Raw genomic sequence first — 23768 nt, forward strand, 5'->3', positions numbered from 1 at the left:
AATAAATTGAGGAAAATATATGAAGAAGAACTTGCCAATTTACATGTTCATTTTTCAGAAATGGGTATGATGGTGAATGAAGCCATCTATAAATCAGTTAAAGCATTTACTAACCACGATAAAGAATTAGCCCAACAAGTTATCGAAAACGATGTAGTGATCAATGCACGAGAAACTGAGTTAGAGAAAAAATGCTTTGAACTGATTGCATTGCAACAACCTGTTACAAGTGACTTAAGAAAAATAGTGACAGTAATGAAAGCAAGTGCTGATTTAGAAAGAATGGGAGATCATGCAGTAAGTGTGGCAAAATCTACTATTCGAGTTAAAGGGACAAAACGAGTACCACAAGTCGAAGCGGATATCGCTCAACTCTCAGAAAAAGTAAAAGTAATGGTTGAAGGTGTGTTAGAAGCCTATATTAAAGAAGATGCCAATAAGGCTAAAGAGTTAGCGACGGCTATTAACGATATAGACAATGAATTTTATGCGATCTACCAACAATGCATTGATGAAATGAAAGTAGATTCTGAATTAGTTTTAGGTGCTACAGATTATATGTTAGTAGCAAGGTATTTAAAACGTATCGGTGATTACGTGACTAATATTTGCGAATGGATCGTCTATTTAAAAACAGGTAAAGTAGTTGAATTGAATACAAGTAAAAAGTGAGTTTTAGATAAAAGCTTTTGTTGAAAAATCAATGAGGAGTTTAATAAAAATTAAGTGCAAATAAAATTGGGAGAAAGTAAAAAAATTCTCATTTTAGCTTTTTAATGATTGGGTAAGCAAAGAAGATGTAAAGCGTCAGAATACAGAGAAAACTCTGTTTTGGCGCTTTTTTCTTTGCTCTTTTATTTTAAAAAAGTTAGAATAATAATAAGGTGTAATGTGCCTTTACACAAACTTTACAATTACCCTATTTAACTTTTTTGAGATTACGTTATTATTAAGAAGTATGTAATTTAGGTAAATGCCTAGGAGGTATAAAATGAAACTAAAAAATAGTCGGCTTATGTTAACCCTTGCGTTTGGATTTATTCTAACGGCATGTGGACCTGTAGTAGAAGAAGAATCCATTACTGCAGTCGGATCCTCTGCTTTGCAACCACTTGTGGAAGCTGCCGGTGAACAATACAGTTCTGAAAATATTGGGAAGTTTATTAATGTACAAGGCGGAGGTAGTGGAACAGGTCTGAGCCAAATCGCTGCAGATGCTGTAGAAATAGGGAATTCGGATATTTTTGCTGAAGAAAAAGACGGCATAGATGCTTCTAAATTAGTGGATCATCGTGTAGCTGTTGTAGGAATCACACCGATCGTTACACCCGGCACTGGAGTTACAGATATCAGTATAGAAGAGTTAAATAAAATATTTACAGGGAAAATAACGAATTGGTCAGAACTAGGCGGAAATGATCTGCCGATAACGGTATTAAATCGTGCATCTGGTAGTGGAACACGTGCAACATTTGAACAATGGGTTTTAGAAGAAGGTCAAAATAGTATTATTACACAAGAACAAGAATCTAGTGGGACAGTGCGCCAAATTGTTGCCAATACTCCTGGTACAATCAGTTACGTTGCTTTCTCATATGTAAATGATGATGTTGTTGCTTTATCGATAGATGGAGTAGAACCAAAAGATGAAAATGTAAAAACAAATGATTGGCCAATTTGGTCTTATGAACATATGTATACGAATGGGGAACCAACTGGTTTAACAAAGGATTTTCTTGACTATATTTTATCTGAAGAGATCCAATCAACACTGATTGAAGCATTAGGATACATTCCGACTAGCCAAATGGAAATTCAACGAGATGTTGAGGGAAATACAATCCCCGTAGAGTAAACGAATGAATAATGGCCATCAACAACAGAAGTGATGCCATACCAGTAAAGACGACTGTTCGATATGAAAAGCCGTCTTTCAATTTGTTAGATTTGAAAAAAGAGGAGGGTTTCTTTTGGAAGAGATTCAAGAAAGATTACTTGGAAACTCAAAAAAAGGCAGACTGGAAAAAATAGGAAAAAGTATTAGTTTTATTTGTATCGCTATCATAGTATGTGTAGTCGCATCCATTTTATATTTTGTTACAAGTAAAGGCCTCTCTACGTTTTTTGTAGATGATGTTTCTTTTTGGAACTTTTTAACAAGTTCAGTATGGAGTCCAGGTAATGTAGGGGAAGACGGTCAACCGCTTGTAGGAGCACTTCCAATGATTACCGGATCATTTTTAGTAACATTGTTATCAGCTGTATTAGCAACACCTTTTGCAATTGGAGCTGCTATTTTTATGACAGAAATTTCGCCTTCAACAGGTAAAAGAGTCTTACAACCAGTAGTTGAATTATTGGTGGGAATCCCATCAGTTGTTTATGGATTTATTGGATTAACGGTTATTGTTCCGTTTGTACGTTCTATTTTTGGAGGTACTGGATTTGGTATTTTATCTTCTACTTTTGTATTATTTGTTATGATTTTGCCAACTGTAACAAGTATGGCAGTCGATGCATTGAACTCCGTACCCAGACATTATCGTGAAGCCTCATTAGCTATGGGTGCAACCAGATGGCAAACAATCTATAAAGTTGTATTAAGAAGTGCAATGCCTGGCTTACTAACAGCAGTTGTTTTTGGGATGGCTCGTGCGTTTGGAGAAGCTTTAGCTGTTCAAATGGTTATTGGTAATGCAGCTTTAATGCCAGGAAGCTTAGTTACACCAGCTTCAACGTTAACAAGTATTTTAACCATGAGTATGGGAAATACAGTTATGGGCACATTAGAAAATAATGTTCTTTGGTCTTTAGCTCTTATTCTAATGGTCATGGCGCTATTCTTTAATATCTTAACGCGTTGGATCGGTAAGAAAGGGGCTATGAAATAATGAATGCAAAAAAATGGGATAAATTCGCAGTCGGCGTATTATATGCATTGTCTATTATGATTGTTCTTATTTTGTTCAGTTTACTAGCCTTTATATTATGGCGTGGAGTACCACAGATTTCTTGGGAATTTTTAACCCAACCAGCAAAATCTTTTCAAGTTGGCGGTGGGATCGGAATTCAATTGTTCAATTCATTTTATTTATTGTTTTTAACAATGCTTATTAGTACACCATTAGCTTTGGGAGCGGCTATTTATTTATCAGAGTACGCAAAACAAAATTGGCTAACAGATATTATTAGAACAGCAATAGAAGTGTTGAGTTCTTTACCGTCTGTAGTTGTGGGACTATTTGGATTCTTGATTTTTGTTATCCAATTTGATTTTGGCTTTTCAATCCTTTCTGGAGCTTTGGCGTTAACAATCTTCAACTTACCTTTGTTAACAAGAACGATAGAAGATTCCTTACAGGCTATACCAGGCGTGCAAAGAGAAGCTGGATTAGCGTTAGGATTATCTCGTTGGGAAACCGTTACTCGCATCATTCTGCCTGCAGCATTACCTGGTATTTTAACTGGTATGATTTTAGCAGCAGGGCGTATTTTTGGTGAAGCAGCTGCTTTGATCTACACTGCTGGACAAAGTGCACCTGCATTAGATTTTACAAACTGGAATCCTCAATCAATCACTAGTCCATTAAATATCATGAGACCAGCTGAGACTTTAGCTGTTCATATCTGGAAAATCAATAGTGAAGGTGTTATGCCGGATGGAGAACAAGTTTCAGCAGGAGCTTCTGCGGTTCTAATTATTGCAGTATTGTTATTTAATTTAGTGGCTCGTTATTTAGGAAGAAAACTACAAAAGAAAGCTACTTCTGCTTAATAAACACAGTGTTTAATAAGGATTCAGTTAGACAAGGAGGATTTAAGGAATGCCCAATCAAGCTAACTTAGAGACAAATATTATAAAAATGAACGACAATAAAAGTGTTGATTTATCCACTGAAGATCTACATGTATGGTATGGAGAAAATGAAGCCATTAAAGGTGTTTCGCTGGAATTTGAAGAAAATAAGATTACCTCTCTCATTGGACCAAGCGGATGTGGGAAATCTACTTACTTGCGTTCTTTAAATCGTATGAATGATGAAATTGAGTCTGCAAAAGTAACCGGAAAAATTATGTATAAAGGCATTGATGTGAATGCTTCAAATGTCGATGTTTATGAAATGCGTAAAAATATTGGAATGGTATTTCAACGTCCCAATCCTTTTAGTAAATCAATTTATGACAATATTACTTTTGCTTTAAAAAGACACGGAATCAAAGATAAAAATACTTTAGATGAAGCAGTAGAAACAAGTTTAAAACAAGCAGCTTTATGGGATCAAGTAAAAGATCAATTAAATAAGAGTGCTTTAGCCTTATCTGGTGGACAACAACAACGTCTTTGTATTGCAAGAGCGATTGCTCTTAAACCAGATATTTTGTTGTTAGATGAACCAGCTAGTGCACTAGATCCAATTTCTACTAGTCAAGTAGAAGAAACATTGTTGCATTTAAAAGAAGAGTATTCAATCATTATTGTTACTCACAACATGCAACAAGCTTCAAGAATCAGTGACTATACAGCTTTCTTTTATGTTGGAAATGTTATTGAGTATGATGAAACGAGAAAAGTATTTACTCGTCCAAAAATTCAAGCAACAGAAGATTATGTATCCGGTCATTTTGGTTAGGAGGAAAAACCGTGAGCAGTGAAAAATTTATTATTGAATCTAAAGATGTTCATTTATATTATGGGAAAAATGAAGCATTAAAAGGCGTTTCGTTAGATTTTAAAGAAAAAGAGATAACAGCATTAATTGGACCTAGTGGTTGTGGGAAATCAACATTTTTAAGAACCATAAATCGTATGAATGATTTAATTCCAAATGTAACAATTACAGGAAATGTAAAGTTTGAAAATAAAGAGATCTACAGTCCTAAAATGGATACTGTTGAGTTAAGGAAAAAAGTTGGTATGGTATTTCAACAACCTAATCCATTTCCTTTTTCTGTATACGAAAATGTTGCTTATGGTTTGAAAATTGCAGGTATGAAAGACAAAGCAAAAATGGATGCAATTGTTGAAGATAGTCTGAAAAAAGCAGCTGTATGGGAAGATGTTAAAGATAAATTGCATAAAAGTGCACTCTCACTTTCAGGTGGACAACAACAACGGGTATGTATTGCACGAGTATTAGCAATTGAACCATCTGTTATTCTGCTTGATGAGCCTACAAGCGCACTAGACCCAATCTCAAGCGCTAAGATTGAAAATATGCTATTAGAACTAAAAAATGAGTACACAATGATTATTGTTACTCATAATATGCAACAAGCTTCAAGGATATCAGATAATACAGCCTTTTTCTTGAATGGTCATTTAATTGAGCATGGGGAGACAAGACAAATTTTCACCAGCCCTAGAGAAAAGGAAACAGAAGATTATATTTCTGGACGTTTTGGATAATTCGTTGCATAATTAAGAAAATGGTATAGGAGTGATGAAAAGTGAGACGCGTATTTGAAGAGGAACTAAATGATTTGCACGTTCATTTTTTCGAAATGGGTAAAATGGTTAATGAAGCTATTTATAAATCTGTAAAAGCTTTTGTAAATCATGATAAAGAACTTGCTCAAGAAGTAATCAATCAAGACGTGGAAATTAATAAACATGAAGTTGATTTAGAAAAACAATGTTTCGAGATGATTGCATTGCAACAACCTGTCACAACTGATTTAAGAAAAATCGTAACTGTGATGAAAGCTTGTGCGGATCTTGAACGAATGGGAGATCATGCCGTTAGTATCGCAAAGTCAACTATTCGAGTAAAAGGAAACAAACGGATTTATGAAGTAGAAGCAGAAATTGCTGAAATGTCTGAAAAAGTTAAGGTAATGGTTCAAGAGGTTTTAGATGCGTATGTAAACTTTGATGCTGAAAAAGCTAAAAAAGTAGCTTTAAGTGACCGAGCAGTAGATAAAGATGCGAAAAAAATCCATCATGACTGTATTGAACACATGAAAGTTGATTCAGAAATTGTACTAGGTGGTTCAGATTACATGCTTGTAGCTGGATACTTAGAGAGAATCGGCGACTATGTGACGAATATCTCTGAATGGATCGTTTATTTAAATTCTGGTAAAGTCGTTGAATTAAATACTCATAATAAAAATATTCCCTTAACATAAAACAGAAAAAGACTGGAGTCTATTCCAGTCTTTTTCTGTTTTATTGGATAGGACTTTAGAACTCAAGCTTCTTTTGCTTTCTTTTGTGTTCTGTGTTAGGATAATGAAAATTTACCATGTGGAAGGATGAAGTGAAATGGGAATGCATCAATATATTAAAAGTTTAAGTGATTTAGAAAATATCTTTCGCTGTCCTGGAAAGTTTAAATATGAGGATCATTCTGTGGCAGCACATTCTTTTAAAGTGACACAAATTGCTCAGTTCTTAGGAACCGTAGAGGAACAAGCAGGAAATGATGTGAATTGGCGCGCACTTTATGAAAAAGCACTCAATCATGACTACACAGAACTGTTTATAGGGGATATAAAAACGCCAGTTAAATATGCAACACCTGAATTAAGAGAAATGTTGGCAGATGTAGAAGATTCGATGACCGAAAATTTTATCAAAAAAGAAATTCCAGCAGAATTTCAAGCAGCTTATTTTGAACGTCTAAAAGAAGGGAAAGATGATACATTAGAAGGCCAAATTTTATCGGTCTCAGACAAGGTAGATTTACTTTATGAATCATTTGGTGAAATCCAAAAAGGAAATCCGGAACGTGTCTTTACTGAGATATATGAAGAGTCTTTAAAAACGATTTTAGAATTTAAACATCTAGCTAGTGCACATTATTTCTTAACAGAAGTATTGCCTGATCTATTAAGTGGAAACTTTACAAATCAAGATCAATTACAAAAAATAACACAAAGAATCGTTTCAGATGCTATAAATGATTAAATATGAACAAACGTTCGCTAAAAATAATGAATTATGATAAACTAATAGGATAATAATAGGGTGCATGTTGCTATCCTATTTTTTGTGTTTTCGTTAAACTAAACATATAGATAGATAAACGTTAAAAATAACTAAAAAGGAAGTAAGCAAATGGCGCATGATAAAATTACTGTTAAAGGTGCACGGTCACATAATCTGAAAAATATTGATGTTACAATACCCAGAGATAAGTTAGTTGTTGTGACAGGATTATCGGGATCAGGTAAAAGTTCCCTAGCTTTTGATACTTTGTATGCTGAAGGACAACGACGTTACGTCGAAAGCCTTTCAGCTTATGCTCGCCAGTTTCTGGGCCAAATGGATAAGCCAGATGTAGACAGCATAGACGGTTTAAGCCCAGCAATTTCAATTGACCAAAAAACAACTAGTAAGAATCCACGTTCTACTGTCGGTACAGTGACAGAGATCAATGATTACTTGAGACTGTTGTATGCTCGTATTGGCCATCCTATTTGTCCAAATGATGGAACTGAAATTTCTAGCCAATCAGTTGAACAAATGGTTGATCGAATATTAGAATACCCTGAAGGTACGAGAATTCAACTCTTAGCTCCAGTTATTGTTGGAAAAAGAGGGCAGCATAAAAAAGTCTTTGAAAAAATTAAATCAGAAGGCTATGTGCGTGTCCGTGTAGATAAAGAAATGTATGATGTTTCTGATGAAATCGAATTAGAAAAAAATAAAAAGCATGATATTGAAATCGTCATTGACCGGATCGTCATAAAAGAAGGGATCCGTTCGCGTTTATTTGATTCATTTGAAGCTGCTTTGCGTTTAGCAGATGGATACGCTATTGCAGATATCATGGGTCTAGAGGAAGTTCTTTTTAGTGAGCATTATGCTTGTCCGTATTGTGGATTTACCGTTGGAGAATTAGAACCTCGTTTATTTTCTTTTAACGCACCGTTTGGCTCATGTCCGGATTGTGATGGATTAGGTGTAAAATTAGAAGTGGATATTGATTTGGTTGTTCCAGATCGAAGCCTGTCATTAAAGGATGGTGCTATCTTACCTTGGAATCCTATCAGTTCGAATTATTACCCTCAAATGTTAGCACAAGCATGTAAACATTTTAAAATTGATCAAACGATTCCGTTTGAAGAATTATCGTTGGAAGATCAAGAAGTGATTTTAAATGGATCTAAAGGAGAATTGTTCCATTTTCATTATAAAAATGATTTTGGCGGTGTGCGTGATGTTGATATACCTTTTGAAGGTATTTTAACTAATATTGAAAGACGATACCGTGAAACAAGCAGTGATTTTACAAGAGATCAAATGCGGTTGTACATGACTGAACTGCCGTGTCAAACGTGTAAAGGGAAACGATTAAATCCAGAAGCTTTGTCTGTAAAAGTAGCTGGTAAAGATATTGGTGAAGTGTGTGACTATCCAATTGAAGAATCAATTAATTTTTTCACTGACTTATCTCTGACTGAGCAAGAAACGATGATTGCTAAGCCTATCTTGAAAGAAGTAAACGACCGCTTGAGTTTCTTGCGCAATGTTGGATTGAATTATTTAACATTAAGTCGAACGGCTGGAACGTTATCTGGTGGAGAAGCTCAGCGCATACGTTTAGCGACTCAGATTGGGTCTAATTTGTCAGGTGTTTTATATATATTAGATGAACCTTCAATCGGATTGCACCAACGAGACAATAATCGTTTGATTGAATCCTTGCAAAAGATGCGTGATTTAGGCAATACATTGATAGTTGTGGAACATGATGAAGATACTATGAGAGCGGCCGATTATTTGATTGATATAGGACCTGGAGCTGGTGAAAAAGGCGGAGAAATCATGGCCATAGGAACACCAGATGAAGTAGCAAATAATGAGAAATCATTAACTGGAGCCTATTTGTCCGGTAAACGATTCATACCTGTTCCTAAAGAACGTCGGACAGAAGATAAAGGTTCTATTCGCATTAAAGGTGCTGCTGAGAATAACTTGAAAAATGTTGACGTTGATATTCCTCTAGGACGTTTTGTAGCAGTTACAGGTGTTTCAGGATCGGGGAAAAGTTCTTTAATAAACTCTGTTTTGAAAAAAACATTGTCTCGTGACTTGAATCGGTCAAAACAAAAACCAGGGAAATATAAATCAATGGTAGGGCATGAAGGGTTGGAAAAAGTAGTAGATATTGACCAAAGCCCAATAGGACGTACTCCAAGAAGTAATCCAGCCACATATACGAGTGTATTTGATGATATTCGTGATTTGTTTGCTCAAACAAATGAAGCAAAAATAAGAGGATATAAAAAAGGCCGATTTAGTTTTAATGTAAAAGGTGGACGTTGTGAAGCATGTAGAGGAGATGGTATTTTAAAAATAGAAATGCATTTTCTTCCTGATGTCTATGTTCCTTGTGAAGTGTGTCATGGGACTCGCTACAACTCTGAAACCTTAGAAGTTAAGTATAAAGGTAAAAACATTTCTGATATTTTGAATATGACTGTTGAAGAAGCAGTTGTATTTTTCGAGAATGTGCCAAAAATCCGTAAAAAAATCCAAACGATTATTGATGTCGGTTTAGGTTATGTAACTCTTGGACAACCTGCTACGACACTATCTGGTGGGGAAGCTCAGCGGATGAAACTAGCAAGTGAATTACGAAAAAGTTCTAATGGAAGCAATTTTTATATCCTAGATGAACCGACAACAGGATTGCATACAGATGATATTGCCCGTTTATTAGTAGTATTGAATCGATTAGTAGAGGCTGGAAATACTGTATTAGTTATCGAACATAATCTTGATGTTATTAAAACAGCCGATTATATTATTGACCTGGGTCCAGAAGGCGGAGCTGGCGGCGGTACTATTATCGCTACGGGTACACCAGAAGAAGTTGCAAAAGTTAAGAAAAGTTTTACTGGTCAGTACCTGAATGACATTCTAAAAAGAGATAAAAAACGTGAAAAAATGTAACGGGATAGACTAACACCAAAAAAAGATACATCCGTCTAGGTTATAATTGGATGTATCTTTTTTAGTTGTTTCTTTTTATAAAAAAATACTTTCATGTTAAACTGAATATGAAAGTATTGACCTCCCGCTTAGTGTTCAGACTATGTAACGACAGTAAAATCGTACTTAAGTCCTATGACAAATTTACTTGGATGACGCATAATAATAATATAAACAAGGCATAGTATAAAAAAAGCATGCAACCATTACTATTATAAGTCAATTACTATTAGATAAACTGGAAAATATTAAGGAGGAAATGAACATGAAACAAAGAGAAAGAATACTCGAATTAGTTAAACAAGGAATTATCTCTACTGAAGAAGCTTTAGTTCTGCTGGAAAATGCAGCAAAAAAAGAAGGCAAAGAAGCTATTAAAAAAGAACAAACACATGCTCAGAATGAAGAACACAAACCGACACCACCGATTCCACCTAAAAAACCTGAAGAAGCTCATCATGAAGAACCGTCACATGATCCAGAATTTCCAAACCCTGAAGAAGAGGATCAAGATGAAGTGCTCTCTAAGGAAGAACAAAAAGATCGTGAACAGCTTGAAAAAATTCTAGAGAGCTTATCAAATGAAGCCTCAACTTATTCCGTTAAAATAGATGAAAAAAATCTGGAAATTGCGACAATCAAAAGCAAACTTAGATTAGTACAAGAAAAACTGATGGTACTTGAAACGAAGGAAGATTTAGATGAGTTAGATTCTGAAAAAATGCCTGAAATGAATCGAATGAAAAATGAAATTGACGAATTAAAGGCTCAACTCGAAGATTTAGAAGAAGACAAAACTGAATTAGAGGACCATTTAAAAACGATAAAAAGAAAACAATGGGGAACTCAAAAGAAACAAATTTCAGAAAAATTCGAGATACCAGAAGACTGGAAAGAAACAGCAAATGAAACGTTGAATCAAGTTACTGGTAAAGTAGTCGATACAGGTAACCAATTCGGTAAATTTATGAAAGAAACTTTCTCTACAGTAATGGAAAACATGGATTGGAAAGATGTAAATGTTCGTGTTCCTGGTTTAGCTTCAACTAAATTTACCCATGAATTTCATTATCCTGAAAGTTCTGCATCCATTATTGATGTAAAAGTTGCAAACGGGAACGTATTATTTAAAAATTGGGATAGCCAAGATATCAAAATTGAAGCAGATATTAAGATTTATGGTAAATTAGATACAGTTACTCCTCTAGAAGCTTTCCAAAAACGGAGTACTGTTGAAGTAACAGATGAAAAAATGTTATTCCACGTACCAAATAAACGTATACGTTGTGATTTAGTTTTTTATCTTCCTGAAAGAATGTATGATTATACAGCTATCAATCTTTTAAATGGAAATGTGAAATTTGAAGTATTTGAAGGGAAAGATTTCTATGTTAAATGTACAAACGGAAATGTTTTCTTCCAAAATCTGACTGCTACCATGCTAGAAACTGATGGAGTCAATGGAACAGTCACTGTGTTAGATAGTACTGTGAGAGATTTAATGGTAAAAAGTGTAAATGGCGGAATTGTTACACGTGGAAATATTAAGAGCGGAAATCTTTCAACCGTTAATGGAACAGTAAAAGTGTCTTTAGAAGGTGACGATTTAACTCGTATGGACGCTTCTTCTGTAAATGGCAGTGTGAAAGTATCCTTCCCTAAAAACTACAGTGTAGAAGGCGAAGCGAAAAGTAATTTAGGAACGATTCAACACCGTATCGATCACCTTGAAACACTTAAAGAAAGAAAAGACCGTACAAGTCAATTGTTAGAATTTAGAAGAGTAGCAGATACGCAACTATTGGTATTAAAATTAGAAACAACAACTGGAAATATTTTATTAAAAGAAGCAGAATAATGTATAAAAAAGAAAGTTTACAACTAACCAAGAGAGGTGAATAGAGATGAAAAAATTAACAAAATCAAGAGACAATAAAATGGTGAGTGGTGTATTAGCTGGGGTTGCAGAATATTTCGGCTTTGATCCAACATTATTACGTATTATTTATGGAGCTGCTACATTGATCGGTGTTGGTTCACCGTTTTTCCTATACATTGTATTAGCGATTGTAATTCCTGAAGCACCTAGATCGAATCAACCAAAAAATCCAACTTCTTATGGATTTAACTCAGGAAAAAAACGGCCAGAACAACCAGCTGCTCGTAAAGAAGCTGAAAAAGTTAAAGAGGAAGACTGGAGTGACTTTTAGTGAGATTTTGGCAAAAAATTATCGTTAATGCATTGGTCTTTTTAGCCTTAGCAGGTTTTTTGCAAAATATGTTTTATGTGGAAAGTATATGGGTTGCTTTAGGAGCCAGTTTGGTTTTGTCAGTATTGAATTTAGCTGTTAAACCTATCTTGTTTATCTTATCGTTTCCTATTACTCTCCTAACAATGGGACTATTCACTATAGTAATTAACGCAAGTATGTTGAGCCTCACTTCTGCTATCATAGGGAGTGGATTTGAATTTTCATCGTTTGGAGCCGCTATGCTCATTGCTATGTTAATATCACTAGTTAATCTATTATTGAATACTCAAATAATAAAAGCAAAATAGCACATTTAAAGATTGAGACGATTGTCTCAATCTTTTTTTGCTTAAAATAGGCAATGCTAGAATAACAAAGATAGTGAGCTTTTTACTTTTTGAATAGGTTTTCTTTGGATTTCCTTTAAACACATAGATTAAAATGGTAAAATGAATGATGTAGACTATACTTTTTTAACTAATAAAAATTGATCTTAAGACAGAGGAGAATAAATTATGGGCAAAAGTGTAACTGTAAAACAATTAGTAGACTCTCTGGATTTAGAGGTACATAACGGAGAAGAATTTCTTGATCGTAAAATTTTAACAGATGATATTTCACGACCAGGGTTAGAACTTACTGGTTACTTTAATTATTATCCTCAAGAACGCATCCAGTTATTTGGAAGAACGGAAATTTCATTTTCTGAAAAAATGACTAGCGATGAAAGGTTAATTGTTATGCGTAGGATGTGTCAGTCAGATACGCCGGCTTTTCTCGTATCAAGAGGGCTATTACCACCAAAAGAATTGATACAAGCAACAACCGAAAAAGGCATTCCATTACTTTCTTCTCCACAATCGACAACCCGTTTATCTAGCAATGTAACAAACTTCCTAGAAGCGGAATTAGCAGAACGAATTTCAATGCATGGAGTGTTGGTAGATATTTATGGAATGGGTGTTATGATCACTGGAGATAGTGGTGTAGGGAAAAGTGAAACAGCACTAGAATTGATCAAAAGAGGACATAGACTTGTAGCTGATGATCGCATTGAATTGTATGTGATCGATGATAAAAAAGTTGTAGGGGAACCACCTGAGATTTTGAGTCATTTAATGGAGATTCGCGGAATCGGTATTATAGATGTAGTGAATCTGTTTGGTGTTGGATCGATTCGTTTAAGCAAAGTGGTTAATTTAGTCGTTAACTTAGAGCTATGGGATAAAGAAAAAACGTATGACCGACTTGGAAGCGGCGAGGAAAAACAACGTATTTTAGAAGTTGATGTTCCAAAAATCTCTATTCCTGTTAGGACAGGGCGGAATTTAGCCATCATTATTGAGAGTGCAGCAATGAATACCAGAGCGAAAATTATGGGATATAATGCTACTGAAACATTTGAGCGTAATTTAGAAAAACTGATCAAAAAAAATTCAACTGAACAGTAAGATTGGAGATTAATAAATGAATAATATTTTAGGGGCGATTGATCCAATTGCCTTTTCATTTGGATCGCTTGATGTATATTGGTACGGAATTATTATAGCTACAGGTATATTTGCAGCTATTTTTCTGAGTACACGTGAAGCTGAAAAAAGAGGTATAGAAGGAGACCATATTGTAGACATGGCTCTTTGGGCAATTCCTTTAGCTTTTATTGGAGCACGATTGTATTATGTATTGTTTGAATTAGGTTATTATCTGGAACATCCAAGTCAGATTATTGCCATTTGGAATGGCGGTATAGCTATTTATGGTGGACTGATCGCGGGTGGACTAACTGTCTACTGGTATACAAAAAAGAAAGGCATTCCCATTTGGTTAATGTTGGATATTTTAGCACCTAATGTATTGCTGGCTCAAGCTATGGGCCGTTGGGGAAACTTTATGAACCAAGAAGCACATGGTGGTGAAGTGACGCGAACATTTTTAGAAAACTTATTTTTGCCTGATTTTATTATCAATCAAATGGAAATCAATGGGGTCTATTACCATCCGACCTTTCTTTATGAATCTTTATGGAGTTTGCTAGGTTTTATTTTAATCGTTGTGTTACGGAATAAAAAACATTTATTGCGACAAGGCGAGGTTGCACTAAGTTATGTACTTTGGTACTCATTTGGACGTTTCTTCATTGAAGGTTTGAGGACAGATAGTTTATGGCTTTTTGATTTCATACGTATATCACAAGCTCTATCATTACTATTGTTTGTTGCTGCGCTTAGTGTATGGATTTATAGAAGAAGAGACTATCCGCCTGTTCCTTATTATTTAGATGGAATGAATCAACAAAAAAAGAATGTAAAAACAAAAAAGAAATGAACAAGCTGAAGGAGTATGAATAAGATGTCAAAGAAAGTAGCAGTTTTAGGAGCTGGTTCTTGGGGAACAGCTTTAGCAATGGTATTAGAAGAAAACGGCAACGATGTTTGCTTATGGAGCCATAAAGCAACACAAGCTGAAGAAATTAATCTTAAACATACCAATAAACTCTATTTACCCTCTGTTGTTTTAGCTGAGAAAATTAGAGCAACAAATGATATCAGAGAAGCAATAAAAGAAGCAGATGCGATTGTATTTGTGATTCCAACAAAAGCTATTAGAGAAGTAGCTAAACAAATTGCTCCTCTTCTAACAAAACCAACTATCATTGTTCATGCAAGTAAAGGTTTAGAGCAAATTAGTCACAAACGGATCTCTGAAATTTTAGAAGAAGAAATTCCTGGAAATAAAAGAGAAGCAGTAGTTGCTTTATCTGGTCCAAGCCATGCGGAAGAAGTAGCAGTTAAAGATTTAACAACGATCACTGCAGCTTCAACAAATGAAGAGGCCTCTAAACTGGTGCAAGACTTATTTATGAATGACTATTTTAGAGTGTACACAAATGAAGATATCATTGGTGTTGAATTAGGTGCAGCTTTAAAAAATATCATTGCAGTAGGGGCTGGAGCACTTCAAGGATTAGGTTATGGAGATAACGCAAAGGCGGCTTTAATGACTAGAGGATTAGCTGAGATAAGCCGCTTAGGTGTAGCTTTTGGAGCTGATCCCATTACGTTTCTTGGATTGAGTGGAGTCGGAGATTTAATTGTTACATGTACTAGTGTCCACTCTAGAAACTGGAGAGCCGGACATATGCTGGGTAAAGGCAATAGCTTGAAAGAAGTTCTTGAAAGCATGGGAATGGTTGTAGAAGGCATTGCAACAACTAAAGCAGCTTATGAATTAGCCAAACAAAAAGAAATTGAAATGCCAATCACTGCAGCAATCTACGAAGTGTTGTATAATGGAGCTAAAGTGGAAGATACAATTGCTTCTTTAATGCAACGAGACGGCAAAGCAGAAGCCTAATTCAAGAGAGGCGCACTATTATAATCATATTGGAGGAATTAAAACTATGCAAAAAGTACGTAAAGCAATTATCCCGGCAGCAGGTTTAGGAACACGATTTTTACCTGCAACAAAAGCAATGGCTAAAGAAATGCTGCCGATTGTAGATAAACCAACGATTCAATTCATCGTGGAAGAAGCCATCAATTCAGGAATTGAAGATATTTTGATTGTTACTGGGAAAAGCAAACGTCCGATCGAGGATCACTTTGACTCTAATCCAGAATTAGAAGCAAATCTAAAAGCTAAAGGTAAAATGGAATTATTAGAACTAGTTGAAGAAACAACTGGATTAAATCTATTCTTTGTTCGTCAATCTTATCCAAAAGGTTTAGGCGATGCGGTATTACAAGCTAAAGCATTTGTTGGAAATGAACCTTTTGTGGTCATGCTTGGAGATGACTTGATGGAAGATGAAGTTCCATTAACTAAACAATTGATCAATGGATACGATAAAACACATGCATCTAACATCGCAGTTATGAAGGTACCGCATGAAGAAACTTCTAAATATGGAATTATCGACATCGAAGGACAAGTTGATGAGTCTACGTATAACGTTCGTCGCTTTGTTGAAAAGCCAAATCCAGAAGATGCACCAAGTGATTTAGCAATCATTGGTCGTTACTTATTAACTCCTGAGATTTTCGATATTTTAGAAACTCAAGAACCAGGTGCTGGAAATGAAATCCAATTGACAGATGCAATTGATACTTTGAACAAAACACAACGCGTGTTTGCTCACGAGTTTAAAGGTACTCGTTACGATGTCGGAGACAAATTCGGTTTCTTAAAAACAAGTATCCAATATGGATTAAAACATCCAGAAATCAAAGATTCATTAAATGAATACATTATTGAATTGGGCAAGAAATTAGAAAACGAATAAAATTAGATAGTCTAACAAAAAAAGATGAACGCATAGCGGTTCATCTTTTTTTTGCATTTACCCTAACGGACAAGACCTATTAAAAAAGCTCTCTATATGATATACTGATAAGCAAATGTTCACCAAGAGGAGGATTGCACATGTCTGAAATAGAAAATCAACAAGCAAGGATCATAGAAGTTATTCCAACAAGCGAGTTTTATTTTAAACGCGGAATAGCAGCATTTCAAAAGAATGAAATGGACCGTGCAAAAAAATACTTCTCGCGAGCAGTCACCTTGTCTAAAAATGAAGAAGAGACTATTTTTGCCTCTTGTCAGTTAGCTATTTGCTATCAACATACCGGTAATTACGATGAATCTATTGAAATCTTAGATGATTTGATTGAAAATAGCGGCGATATTTTTGCAGAGTCTTATTATTTTCAAGCAAACAACTATGCTTTTATAGAAGATTTAGAACAGTCATTGGTATTAGTAGAACAATACCTTGCACTTGACCCGGACGGTGATTTTTTTGAAGAAGCAACTGAACTGCAAGAGACACTAAAAATGGAATTAAATGAATTCTAATTGAATGATTAAATTACTTCTAATTTGTAAGCAAATGTGTAGTAATTTTAGTTAGAAAGATGTAAAGTAAGATGAAATGATTAAGGGAAATGAGGGGTTAATAAAATGGAAACAGAAGAAAAAATTTATGATGTTGTCGTTATTGGAAGCGGCCCAGCAGGCATGACAGCTGCTTTATACGCTTCAAGATCTAACTTGTCTACGCTTATGTTAGAACGTGGAGTACCCGGCGGACAAATGATCAATACTGCAGAAATCGAAAATTATCCTGGATTCAATAGTATCTTAGGACCAGAATTATCTGAAAAAATGTTTGAAGGTTCTAAACAATTTGGTGCTGAATATGCTTATGCTGATGTACAAGAAATTCAACAAGGGGTAGAATACAAAACTATTATTGCAGGAAAAAAAGTCTTTAAGACACGTTCGATCATTATTGCAACAGGTGCAGAACACCGTAAGTTAGATGTCAGCGGTGAAAATGAATACAACGGTCGTGGAGTATCTTACTGTGCTGTTTGTGATGGCGCATTTTTCCGTAATAAAGAGTTGGTTGTTGTTGGCGGAGGAGATTCTGCTGTTGAAGAAGGAACGTATTTAACTCAATTTGCCAAAAAAGTAACGATTATTCACCGTCGTGATGAATTAAGAGCCCAAAAAATTCTTCAAGAACGTGCTTTTAAAAATGAAAAAGTTGACTTTATTTGGGATTCTACAGTAGAAAACATTTACGGAGATAACAACAAAGTGCAAGGTGTTAAAATCAGAAATGTTCATACAAATGAAGTGAAAGAATTTGCAGCAGATGGTGCATTTATTTATGTAGGAATTTTACCAAATACAGACAAATTCAGAGATTTAGGTATCACAGATGAAGAAGGATGGATTTCAACAAATGAAACTATGGAAACTTCACAACCTGGGATCTTTGCAATAGGAGATGTTCGTTTAACACCATTGCGTCAAGTAGCAACTGCTGTAGGAGATGGTAGTTTAGCAGGTAATGCCGTTTTCCATTATGTTGAAAAATTAAAAGAAAATTTAGCAACAAAAGTAGTGAACTAAAAGGAATCATCCAGTCCTGTAAGAATAGAAATAAATAGTCTCATTAAAAAAACGAGAGAAATCTCGTTTTTTTTTATGAACATAGAAGCAAATAGCTTAAGGGGAAATGTGTGTAAGGGACAGCAAGAAGTGGTATACTTAAAAGGGAAGCGTTAACTAACGACAAAAAAATACTTAAGTAAAGGGTGAATTAAAATGAGCTGGAGAGATACTTATCAACTTTGGGAAAATTTTAATGGTTTAGAAACTGAATTAAAAGAAGAATTAATATCTTTAAAAGAAAATCCAGATATGTTAGAAGATGCATTTTATGCACCTCTAGAATTTGGAACAGCCGGTATGCGGGGTATTATCGGTGCTGGTGTTAATCGGATGAATGCTTATACAGTTAGACAAGCTACAGAAGGATTAGCTCGTTTTATGGATAGCCGTGGAGATGAAACCAAAAAACGCGGAGTTGCTATTGCGTATGACTCAAGACACAAGTCGCCAGAATTTGCTATGGAAGCTGCAAGAACACTTGGAGCACATGGAATTCCTGCTTTTGTTTTTGAAAGTCTTCGTCCAACACCGGAGTTATCTTTTGCTGTTCGTCATTTAAATGCTTTTGCTGGCATTATGATTACGGCGAGCCATAACCCATCAGAATATAATGGGTACAAAGTATATGGTGAAGATGGTGGGCAAATGCCTCCTAAAGAAGCAGATGCGTTAACAGAATATGTACGCAGCGTAGAAAATATGCTTGAAATTGAAGTTTTAGCTCAAGAAGAGCTGGAATCTCAAGGTCTTCTTAAAATGATTGGAGAAGATGTAGATAGCGAGTACTTAAAAAATGTACAAAGCGTTACAGTTAACCCAGAGTTAGTTAAAGAAATGAGTAAAGAAATGAAATTAGTCTTTACCCCACTTCATGGAACTGGAAAAATGTTAGGCGAACGTGCATTGAAAAATGCTGGTTTTGAGTCGATTTATCTTGTTCCAGAACAAGCGGAAGCAGATCCTAATTTTTCTACTGTTGAATCTCCTAATCCAGAAGAACCAGGTGCATTTGAATATGCCATTAAATTGGGCAAAGAAATTGATGCGGATGTCTTAGTAGCAACAGATCCAGATGCTGACCGTTTAGGAATAGCTGTTAAGACTGCAGAAGGGCATTACGAAGTGTTAACTGGAAACCAAATTGCTAGTTTGATGCTTCATTATTTGTTGACTGCCCAAAAAAAAGCTGGGGCATTGCCGGCTAATGGAGCAGTACTCAAATCGATTGTTTCAAGTGAGTTGCCTACAAAAATTGCTGAAAGTTTTAATATCCAAATGGTAGACGTATTAACAGGATTCAAATTTATTGCTGAAAAAATCAAACAATATGAAACAGATGGCAGCCATACATTCTTATTCGGTTTTGAAGAAAGCTATGGTTATCTTGTTTCACCATTTGTCCGTGATAAAGATGCCATTCAAGCTTTGGTTCTAATTGCTGAAGTAGCTGCTTATTATAAACAAAAAGGTGACACGTTATATGATGGATTGAAACAAATTTTCCATAACTATGGCCACTTTAAAGAAAAAACAATTTCAATCAGTATGCAAGGAATTACAGGAGCTGAAAAAATTAAAGCTTTAATGGTAAAATTCCGCGAAGAAGCTCCTGAAGAATTTGCTGGTATTGCAGTACAGTATGTAGAAGACTTCTCATCCAGCAAGCGTACGTTACAAGATGGTACGGTAGAAACTATTGATATGCCAGCTGCAGACGTATTGAAATATAAGTTAGTGGATGAAAGTTGGATCGCTATTCGTCCTTCTGGAACGGAGCCGAAAATCAAATTTTATATTGGCGCCTGTGATGACTCAGGGGTTGAAATTGAAAATAAAGTAATTCTACTTGAAGAAAGTATTCGTTCAATCGTAAACGAATAGAAAAGGTTAATAAAAAAAGGTTGGGACAACAGTTCCCAACCTCTTTTTATATTCTGGGCCTTTTCTAACTACGCAATCAATGTGAAAAGAGCTTTTCATCAGGTTTATTGATCTAAGCGAGTGCAAAAGGCGTAAAGATTAATTAAGCTTTAACGAAAAGGCATAGATAACTATACACGACACACCCGGCATGATATAATAGAATAGATGGAAATGAAAGAACCAAAAGAAAGAGGCGAATAAGATGGTCGATAGTCTACAATTAGTCATTCTTACTGGAATGAGTGGAGCAGGTAAAACTGTAGCAATGCAAAGTTTTGAAGATATGGGTTATTTTTGTGTGGACAATATGCCGCCAAGCTTATTGCCTAAATTTTGGGAATTAGTTAAAGAGTCTGGAAAATTAACAAAAATTGCTTTAGTAATCGATTTGCGTTCAAGAGCTTTTTTTGAAGAGATTGTTACAGCTTTAGAATCAATGGATAATACCTCATTTGTTACAACAAAAATAGTGTTTTTAGATGCAAGCGATGAAGAACTAGTTTCACGATACAAAGAAACACGCCGGACACATCCATTAGCAATGAATGGACGTCTTATAGTAGGGATAAAGAAAGAAAGAGAATTACTTGAAGACATAAAAGGTCGAGCACAAATCGTTATCGATACAACGAAGCTGACACCGCGACAATTAAGAGAAAAAATCAATAGTAATTTTAAAACGGTGGATACAGAATTGTTTAGAATTGAAATGGTATCATTCGGATTCAAATACGGTTTGCCAATTGATGCAGATGTCGTGATGGATGTTCGTTTTTTACCTAATCCTCATTACATTGATACTTTAAGACCGTTAACAGGACAGGATAAACCAGTTTATGATTATGTAATGAAACAACCAGAAACAGAAATATTTTATCGCAAATTTACAGATTTATTGGAATATATTTTACCAGGATATAAAAAAGAAGGTAAAAACAATGTGACTATCGCTATTGGTTGTACCGGCGGAAAGCATCGATCCGTAGCTTTAGTAGAACGTATTGCACAAAAAATCGAAATAGATGGGTATCCTGTCCACATTACGCATCGTGATAAAGGGAAGGTTAAAGAATCGGTGAATCGTTCATGATACAAGAAAGAAAAAAGAATAACCCTAAAATAGTGGTTATTGGTGGAGGTACGGGATTACCAGTAATTCTAAATGGACTAAAATCAAAAAATGCTGACGTAACAGCTATCGTAACTGTTGCTGATGATGGAGGAAGCAGTGGAACGTTAAGAAATTATGCTAACATTGTTCCTCCTGGAGATATTCGTAACGTATTAGTATCACTTTCGAATATTCCCTCTGCCCAAAAAGATATTTTTCAATATCGATTTGATACAAATGACCACTTTTTAGCTGGTCATTCAATAGGAAACCTGATCATTGCGGCCATGTCTGAAATGAGAAGCAGTATATTTGAAGCGATTCAATTGTTATCTAAAATGATGATGGTAGATGGACACGTATACCCAGCAGCAGAAGAGGCATTGATTTTGCATGCTATCTTTGAGGATGGTACTAAGATTTCTGGAGAATCAAAAATTGCTAAAGAAAGAAAAAAAATAGAGCGAGTCTATGTAACACCCACAGAAGATGATCATAAAGCTAAAGCTTCTAGAAAAGTATTGGCTGCTATTCATGATGCTGATATGGTCGTGTTGGGACCTGGAAGTTTATTTACTAGTATCTTGCCTAATTTGATGATCGATGATTTAGGACAAGCCGTTAAGGAAACAGAAGCAAAAGTAGTCTATATTTGTAATATTATGACTCAACTTGGCGAAACAGAGAACTTTACGGATGCAGATCATGTATGTGTATTGCATCAACATTTAGACAAAAAATTCATTGATACTGTACTGGTCAATATTGGGGAAGTTCCAGAAAATTACATGGATACAGAACGGTACAATGAATACTTAGTGCAAGTAGCGCATGACTTCAAAGGATTGGCTCAAGAAGTGCCCTCTGTTATCTCAGATGATTTTCTTGAATTAAGAGATCAAGGAGTTTTTCATAATGGAACAAAAGTGGTAGATGAACTGTTTAAGCTGGCTTTTGATAATAGACGCGTGGAAAAACGAAACAGTTTTTAATTATTAAGATAAAAAGAAAGGAGGACTCCTATATGTCTTATGCTTCGGAAGTGAAAAAAGAATTAACTCAATTAGAAGTGCATAGAGAACATGCTAAAGCTGAACTGGCTGCTTTGATTCGGATGAATGGAACAGTTAGTTTGGTCGAAAAAAAGTTTATTTTAAATGTACAAACTGAAAATGCAGCTATTGCACGTAGAATTTATGTGTTATTAAAAGATCATTTTGATGTTGAAAGTGAATTGCTTGTTCGTCGAAAAATGAAATTAAAGAAAAATAATGTTTATATTGTACGATTAAAGCATGGTACTAAAGAAGTGCTGTCAGATTTGTCTATTATGGACGGGATGTCATTGCATAGTCATGTTTCAAATGAAATAATGGAAAATACGCAAAAAGTTAAATCTTATTTGCGTGGAGCTTTTTTAGCAGGAGGTTCAGTTAATAACCCAGAAACGAGTCGTTACCACCTTGAGATTCATTCAAGTTATGAGGAACATAATGATGATATTTGTCAAATGATGAATCAATTCGATATGAATGCTCGTACGTTGGAAAGACGAAATGGGTATATCACTTATTTGAAAGAAGCAGAAAAAATTGCAGACTTTTTGGCTTTGATTGGAGCAACGAGTGGGATGCTCAAGTTTGAAGATGTTCGAATCATCAGAGATATGAGGAATTCAGTTAATCGTTTAGTCAACTGTGAGAATGCTAATTTAAATAAAACGATTGATGCTGCCAGTAAGCAAATTGAAAGTATCAAGTATATCGACGAAATGATTGGATTGGATAAAATCCCTACGAAACTAAGAGAAATTGCTCTTGTTCGTTTAGAATATCCAGAAGTAACATTAAAAGAATTAGGTGAAATGATTCCTAGTGGGACAATCAGCAAATCAGGAATCAATCATCGTTTACGTAAGTTAAATGAGATGGCAGATAAACTAAGAAGTACAGAAATAACAAGAGCAACAGTAATCACTTAAATATAAACTTATTAAATTGTAGGAATAAGTTTTTCAGTCTAGAACTTATTCTTGTTTTTTCATTATAACTGGGCTACACTGTAATAGTTGATGTTTTTGACTTTAGCAAGTATAAAGCTGAACGATTAACAAGTTATTAGTGTAGAGTCCCCTTAGTGTAATGGATATCACGTAAGATTCCGATTCTTAAAATGGGGGTTCGATTCCCTCAGGGGGCATGTAAGGATGCCAAGTAAAGTTATTACCTCACCCGTTTAATAGGAGAGTTGCATAATAACGAATAGAATAAGACAGCACTAGCTAGATCAAAAACTTTATTAGATCTGTGTTGTAATGCTGGAATGAAGAGCATAGACCCGATTTTCGTAAAAATGCTTACGACTTTCGGATCTTTTTTTATGTTGGTTCGTTCTACTGCCTGTTATTTCGAAAGATAAGATATGACAATAAAAGGTATAGTAACAAGATGATCTGAATTGGACTTATCCTACAAATGAATGTATAATTCCAAATGTTGAAAAATCGTTATTGAAATGTTAGATAGTTTGTGTATTTTACTTTGGGATGAAAGCATGATTTAATATCCCGTTATGGAAG

22 protein-coding genes and 1 tRNA gene are annotated in these 23768 nt (G+C 35.1%); all 23 read left to right on the plus strand.

The window, feature by feature from the left end; translation table 11 throughout:
* Nucleotides 1-6 precede the first annotated feature (6 nt).
* The 23 genes from phoU (BR65_RS11010) (at nucleotide 7) to BR65_RS11120 (ending at nucleotide 23389) form a co-directional block, all read left to right on the plus strand.
* On the plus strand, nucleotides 7-672 hold the full coding sequence (phoU, locus tag BR65_RS11010; RefSeq protein ID WP_023176830.1) for a phosphate signaling complex protein PhoU: 666 nt from the start codon (nucleotides 7-9) through the stop codon (nucleotides 670-672).
* A gap of 319 nt (nucleotides 673-991) precedes the next feature.
* Nucleotides 992-1855, plus strand: a complete 864-nt coding sequence (locus tag BR65_RS11015) for a phosphate ABC transporter substrate-binding protein PstS family protein (protein WP_034538187.1) — start codon at nucleotides 992-994, stop codon at nucleotides 1853-1855.
* A gap of 115 nt (nucleotides 1856-1970) precedes the next feature.
* Nucleotides 1971-2891 (plus strand): phosphate ABC transporter permease subunit PstC, encoded by a 921-nt coding sequence (gene pstC / locus BR65_RS11020; protein ID WP_023176833.1) that lies wholly within the window; start codon nucleotides 1971-1973, stop codon nucleotides 2889-2891.
* Nucleotides 2891-3775, plus strand: coding sequence for a phosphate ABC transporter permease PstA (gene pstA, locus BR65_RS11025; protein WP_034538189.1), 885 nt, complete (start codon nucleotides 2891-2893; stop codon nucleotides 3773-3775). Before pstC ends, pstA begins: the two co-directional genes overlap by 1 nt.
* 49 nt (nucleotides 3776-3824) lie before the next feature.
* A complete protein-coding gene (gene pstB / locus BR65_RS11030) occupies nucleotides 3825-4631 on the plus strand; it encodes a phosphate ABC transporter ATP-binding protein PstB (RefSeq protein WP_034538191.1) in 807 nt (268 codons plus the stop codon).
* 11 nt (nucleotides 4632-4642) lie between these two features.
* Complete coding sequence (gene pstB, locus BR65_RS11035; protein WP_023176838.1) at nucleotides 4643-5407, plus strand: phosphate ABC transporter ATP-binding protein PstB; 765 nt, start codon at nucleotides 4643-4645, stop codon at nucleotides 5405-5407.
* 41 nt (nucleotides 5408-5448) lie between these two features.
* Entirely contained in the window at nucleotides 5449-6129 is a 681-nt protein-coding gene (gene phoU / locus BR65_RS11040; protein ID WP_034538192.1) for a phosphate signaling complex protein PhoU, read from the plus strand.
* Between the two features lie 136 nt (nucleotides 6130-6265).
* Nucleotides 6266-6910: an HD domain-containing protein gene (locus tag BR65_RS11045; protein ID WP_023176841.1), complete on the plus strand. Its 645-nt coding sequence runs from the start codon at nucleotides 6266-6268 to the stop codon at nucleotides 6908-6910.
* A gap of 150 nt (nucleotides 6911-7060) precedes the next feature.
* The gene (gene uvrA / locus BR65_RS11050; protein WP_023176843.1) at nucleotides 7061-9904 is read left to right on the plus strand and encodes an excinuclease ABC subunit UvrA; all 2844 of its coding nucleotides are present in this window, start codon (nucleotides 7061-7063) and stop codon (nucleotides 9902-9904) included.
* Between the two features lie 304 nt (nucleotides 9905-10208).
* Nucleotides 10209-11801: a daptomycin-sensing surface protein LiaX gene (liaX, locus tag BR65_RS11055; protein WP_034538193.1), complete on the plus strand. Its 1593-nt coding sequence runs from the start codon at nucleotides 10209-10211 to the stop codon at nucleotides 11799-11801.
* 46 nt (nucleotides 11802-11847) lie between these two features.
* Nucleotides 11848-12153: a PspC domain-containing protein gene (locus tag BR65_RS11060; RefSeq protein WP_034538195.1), complete on the plus strand. Its 306-nt coding sequence runs from the start codon at nucleotides 11848-11850 to the stop codon at nucleotides 12151-12153.
* Nucleotides 12153-12503, plus strand: coding sequence for a phage holin family protein (locus BR65_RS11065; protein ID WP_034538197.1), 351 nt, complete (start codon nucleotides 12153-12155; stop codon nucleotides 12501-12503). Before BR65_RS11060 ends, BR65_RS11065 begins: the two co-directional genes overlap by 1 nt.
* 207 nt (nucleotides 12504-12710) lie before the next feature.
* Complete coding sequence (hprK, locus tag BR65_RS11070; RefSeq protein ID WP_023176849.1) at nucleotides 12711-13646, plus strand: HPr(Ser) kinase/phosphatase; 936 nt, start codon at nucleotides 12711-12713, stop codon at nucleotides 13644-13646.
* A 16-nt stretch (nucleotides 13647-13662) separates the two neighbouring features.
* On the plus strand, nucleotides 13663-14520 hold the full coding sequence (lgt, locus tag BR65_RS11075) for a prolipoprotein diacylglyceryl transferase (protein ID WP_023176850.1): 858 nt from the start codon (nucleotides 13663-13665) through the stop codon (nucleotides 14518-14520).
* A gap of 24 nt (nucleotides 14521-14544) precedes the next feature.
* Nucleotides 14545-15549 (plus strand): NAD(P)H-dependent glycerol-3-phosphate dehydrogenase, encoded by a 1005-nt coding sequence (locus BR65_RS11080; protein WP_023176851.1) that lies wholly within the window; start codon nucleotides 14545-14547, stop codon nucleotides 15547-15549.
* A 46-nt stretch (nucleotides 15550-15595) separates the two neighbouring features.
* Nucleotides 15596-16477, plus strand: coding sequence for a UTP--glucose-1-phosphate uridylyltransferase GalU (gene galU / locus BR65_RS11085; RefSeq protein ID WP_034538200.1), 882 nt, complete (start codon nucleotides 15596-15598; stop codon nucleotides 16475-16477).
* 140 nt (nucleotides 16478-16617) lie between these two features.
* On the plus strand, nucleotides 16618-17049 hold the full coding sequence (locus tag BR65_RS11090; protein ID WP_034538202.1) for a tetratricopeptide repeat protein: 432 nt from the start codon (nucleotides 16618-16620) through the stop codon (nucleotides 17047-17049).
* A 105-nt stretch (nucleotides 17050-17154) separates the two neighbouring features.
* Nucleotides 17155-18114: a thioredoxin-disulfide reductase gene (gene trxB / locus BR65_RS11095; RefSeq protein ID WP_034538203.1), complete on the plus strand. Its 960-nt coding sequence runs from the start codon at nucleotides 17155-17157 to the stop codon at nucleotides 18112-18114.
* A gap of 195 nt (nucleotides 18115-18309) precedes the next feature.
* Nucleotides 18310-20037 carry a phospho-sugar mutase gene (locus BR65_RS11100; RefSeq protein WP_034538205.1) on the plus strand — a complete coding sequence of 576 codons (1728 nt, stop codon included), beginning with the start codon at nucleotides 18310-18312 and terminating at the stop codon, nucleotides 20035-20037.
* Nucleotides 20038-20281: 244 nt separating this feature from the next.
* Nucleotides 20282-21169 (plus strand): RNase adapter RapZ, encoded by an 888-nt coding sequence (rapZ, locus tag BR65_RS11105; protein WP_023176856.1) that lies wholly within the window; start codon nucleotides 20282-20284, stop codon nucleotides 21167-21169.
* On the plus strand, nucleotides 21166-22182 hold the full coding sequence (locus BR65_RS11110; protein ID WP_034538207.1) for a gluconeogenesis factor YvcK family protein: 1017 nt from the start codon (nucleotides 21166-21168) through the stop codon (nucleotides 22180-22182). The genes rapZ and BR65_RS11110 overlap by 4 nt, the downstream gene beginning before the upstream one ends.
* Before the next feature lie 32 nt (nucleotides 22183-22214).
* Nucleotides 22215-23171: a DNA-binding protein WhiA gene (whiA, locus tag BR65_RS11115; RefSeq protein ID WP_023176858.1), complete on the plus strand. Its 957-nt coding sequence runs from the start codon at nucleotides 22215-22217 to the stop codon at nucleotides 23169-23171.
* Nucleotides 23172-23317: 146 nt separating this feature from the next.
* Nucleotides 23318-23389 (plus strand) — tRNA-Arg (locus tag BR65_RS11120).
* The last annotated feature ends 379 nt before the right edge of the window (nucleotides 23390-23768 follow it).

The organism is Carnobacterium inhibens subsp. inhibens DSM 13024 (assembly GCF_000746825.1).
Lineage (GTDB): Bacteria > Bacillota > Bacilli > Lactobacillales > Carnobacteriaceae > Carnobacterium_B > Carnobacterium_B inhibens.

Coding starts and splice junctions, on each gene's coding strand:
- pstA (WP_034538189.1), top strand. CDS start 2,891: ATGAATGCAAAAAAATGGGATAAATTCGCAGTCGGCGTATTATATGCA.
- rapZ (WP_023176856.1), top strand. CDS start 20,282: ATGGTCGATAGTCTACAATTAGTCATTCTTACTGGAATGAGTGGAGCA.
- BR65_RS11110 (WP_034538207.1), top strand. CDS start 21,166: ATGATACAAGAAAGAAAAAAGAATAACCCTAAAATAGTGGTTATTGGT.
- hprK (WP_023176849.1), top strand. CDS start 12,711: ATGGGCAAAAGTGTAACTGTAAAACAATTAGTAGACTCTCTGGATTTA.
- BR65_RS11045 (WP_023176841.1), top strand. CDS start 6,266: ATGGGAATGCATCAATATATTAAAAGTTTAAGTGATTTAGAAAATATC.
- BR65_RS11080 (WP_023176851.1), top strand. CDS start 14,545: ATGTCAAAGAAAGTAGCAGTTTTAGGAGCTGGTTCTTGGGGAACAGCT.
- uvrA (WP_023176843.1), top strand. CDS start 7,061: ATGGCGCATGATAAAATTACTGTTAAAGGTGCACGGTCACATAATCTG.
- BR65_RS11015 (WP_034538187.1), top strand. CDS start 992: ATGAAACTAAAAAATAGTCGGCTTATGTTAACCCTTGCGTTTGGATTT.
- BR65_RS11090 (WP_034538202.1), top strand. CDS start 16,618: ATGTCTGAAATAGAAAATCAACAAGCAAGGATCATAGAAGTTATTCCA.
- liaX (WP_034538193.1), top strand. CDS start 10,209: ATGAAACAAAGAGAAAGAATACTCGAATTAGTTAAACAAGGAATTATC.
- galU (WP_034538200.1), top strand. CDS start 15,596: ATGCAAAAAGTACGTAAAGCAATTATCCCGGCAGCAGGTTTAGGAACA.
- trxB (WP_034538203.1), top strand. CDS start 17,155: ATGGAAACAGAAGAAAAAATTTATGATGTTGTCGTTATTGGAAGCGGC.
- BR65_RS11060 (WP_034538195.1), top strand. CDS start 11,848: ATGAAAAAATTAACAAAATCAAGAGACAATAAAATGGTGAGTGGTGTA.
- whiA (WP_023176858.1), top strand. CDS start 22,215: ATGTCTTATGCTTCGGAAGTGAAAAAAGAATTAACTCAATTAGAAGTG.
- BR65_RS11100 (WP_034538205.1), top strand. CDS start 18,310: ATGAGCTGGAGAGATACTTATCAACTTTGGGAAAATTTTAATGGTTTA.
- lgt (WP_023176850.1), top strand. CDS start 13,663: ATGAATAATATTTTAGGGGCGATTGATCCAATTGCCTTTTCATTTGGA.
- pstB (WP_034538191.1), top strand. CDS start 3,825: ATGCCCAATCAAGCTAACTTAGAGACAAATATTATAAAAATGAACGAC.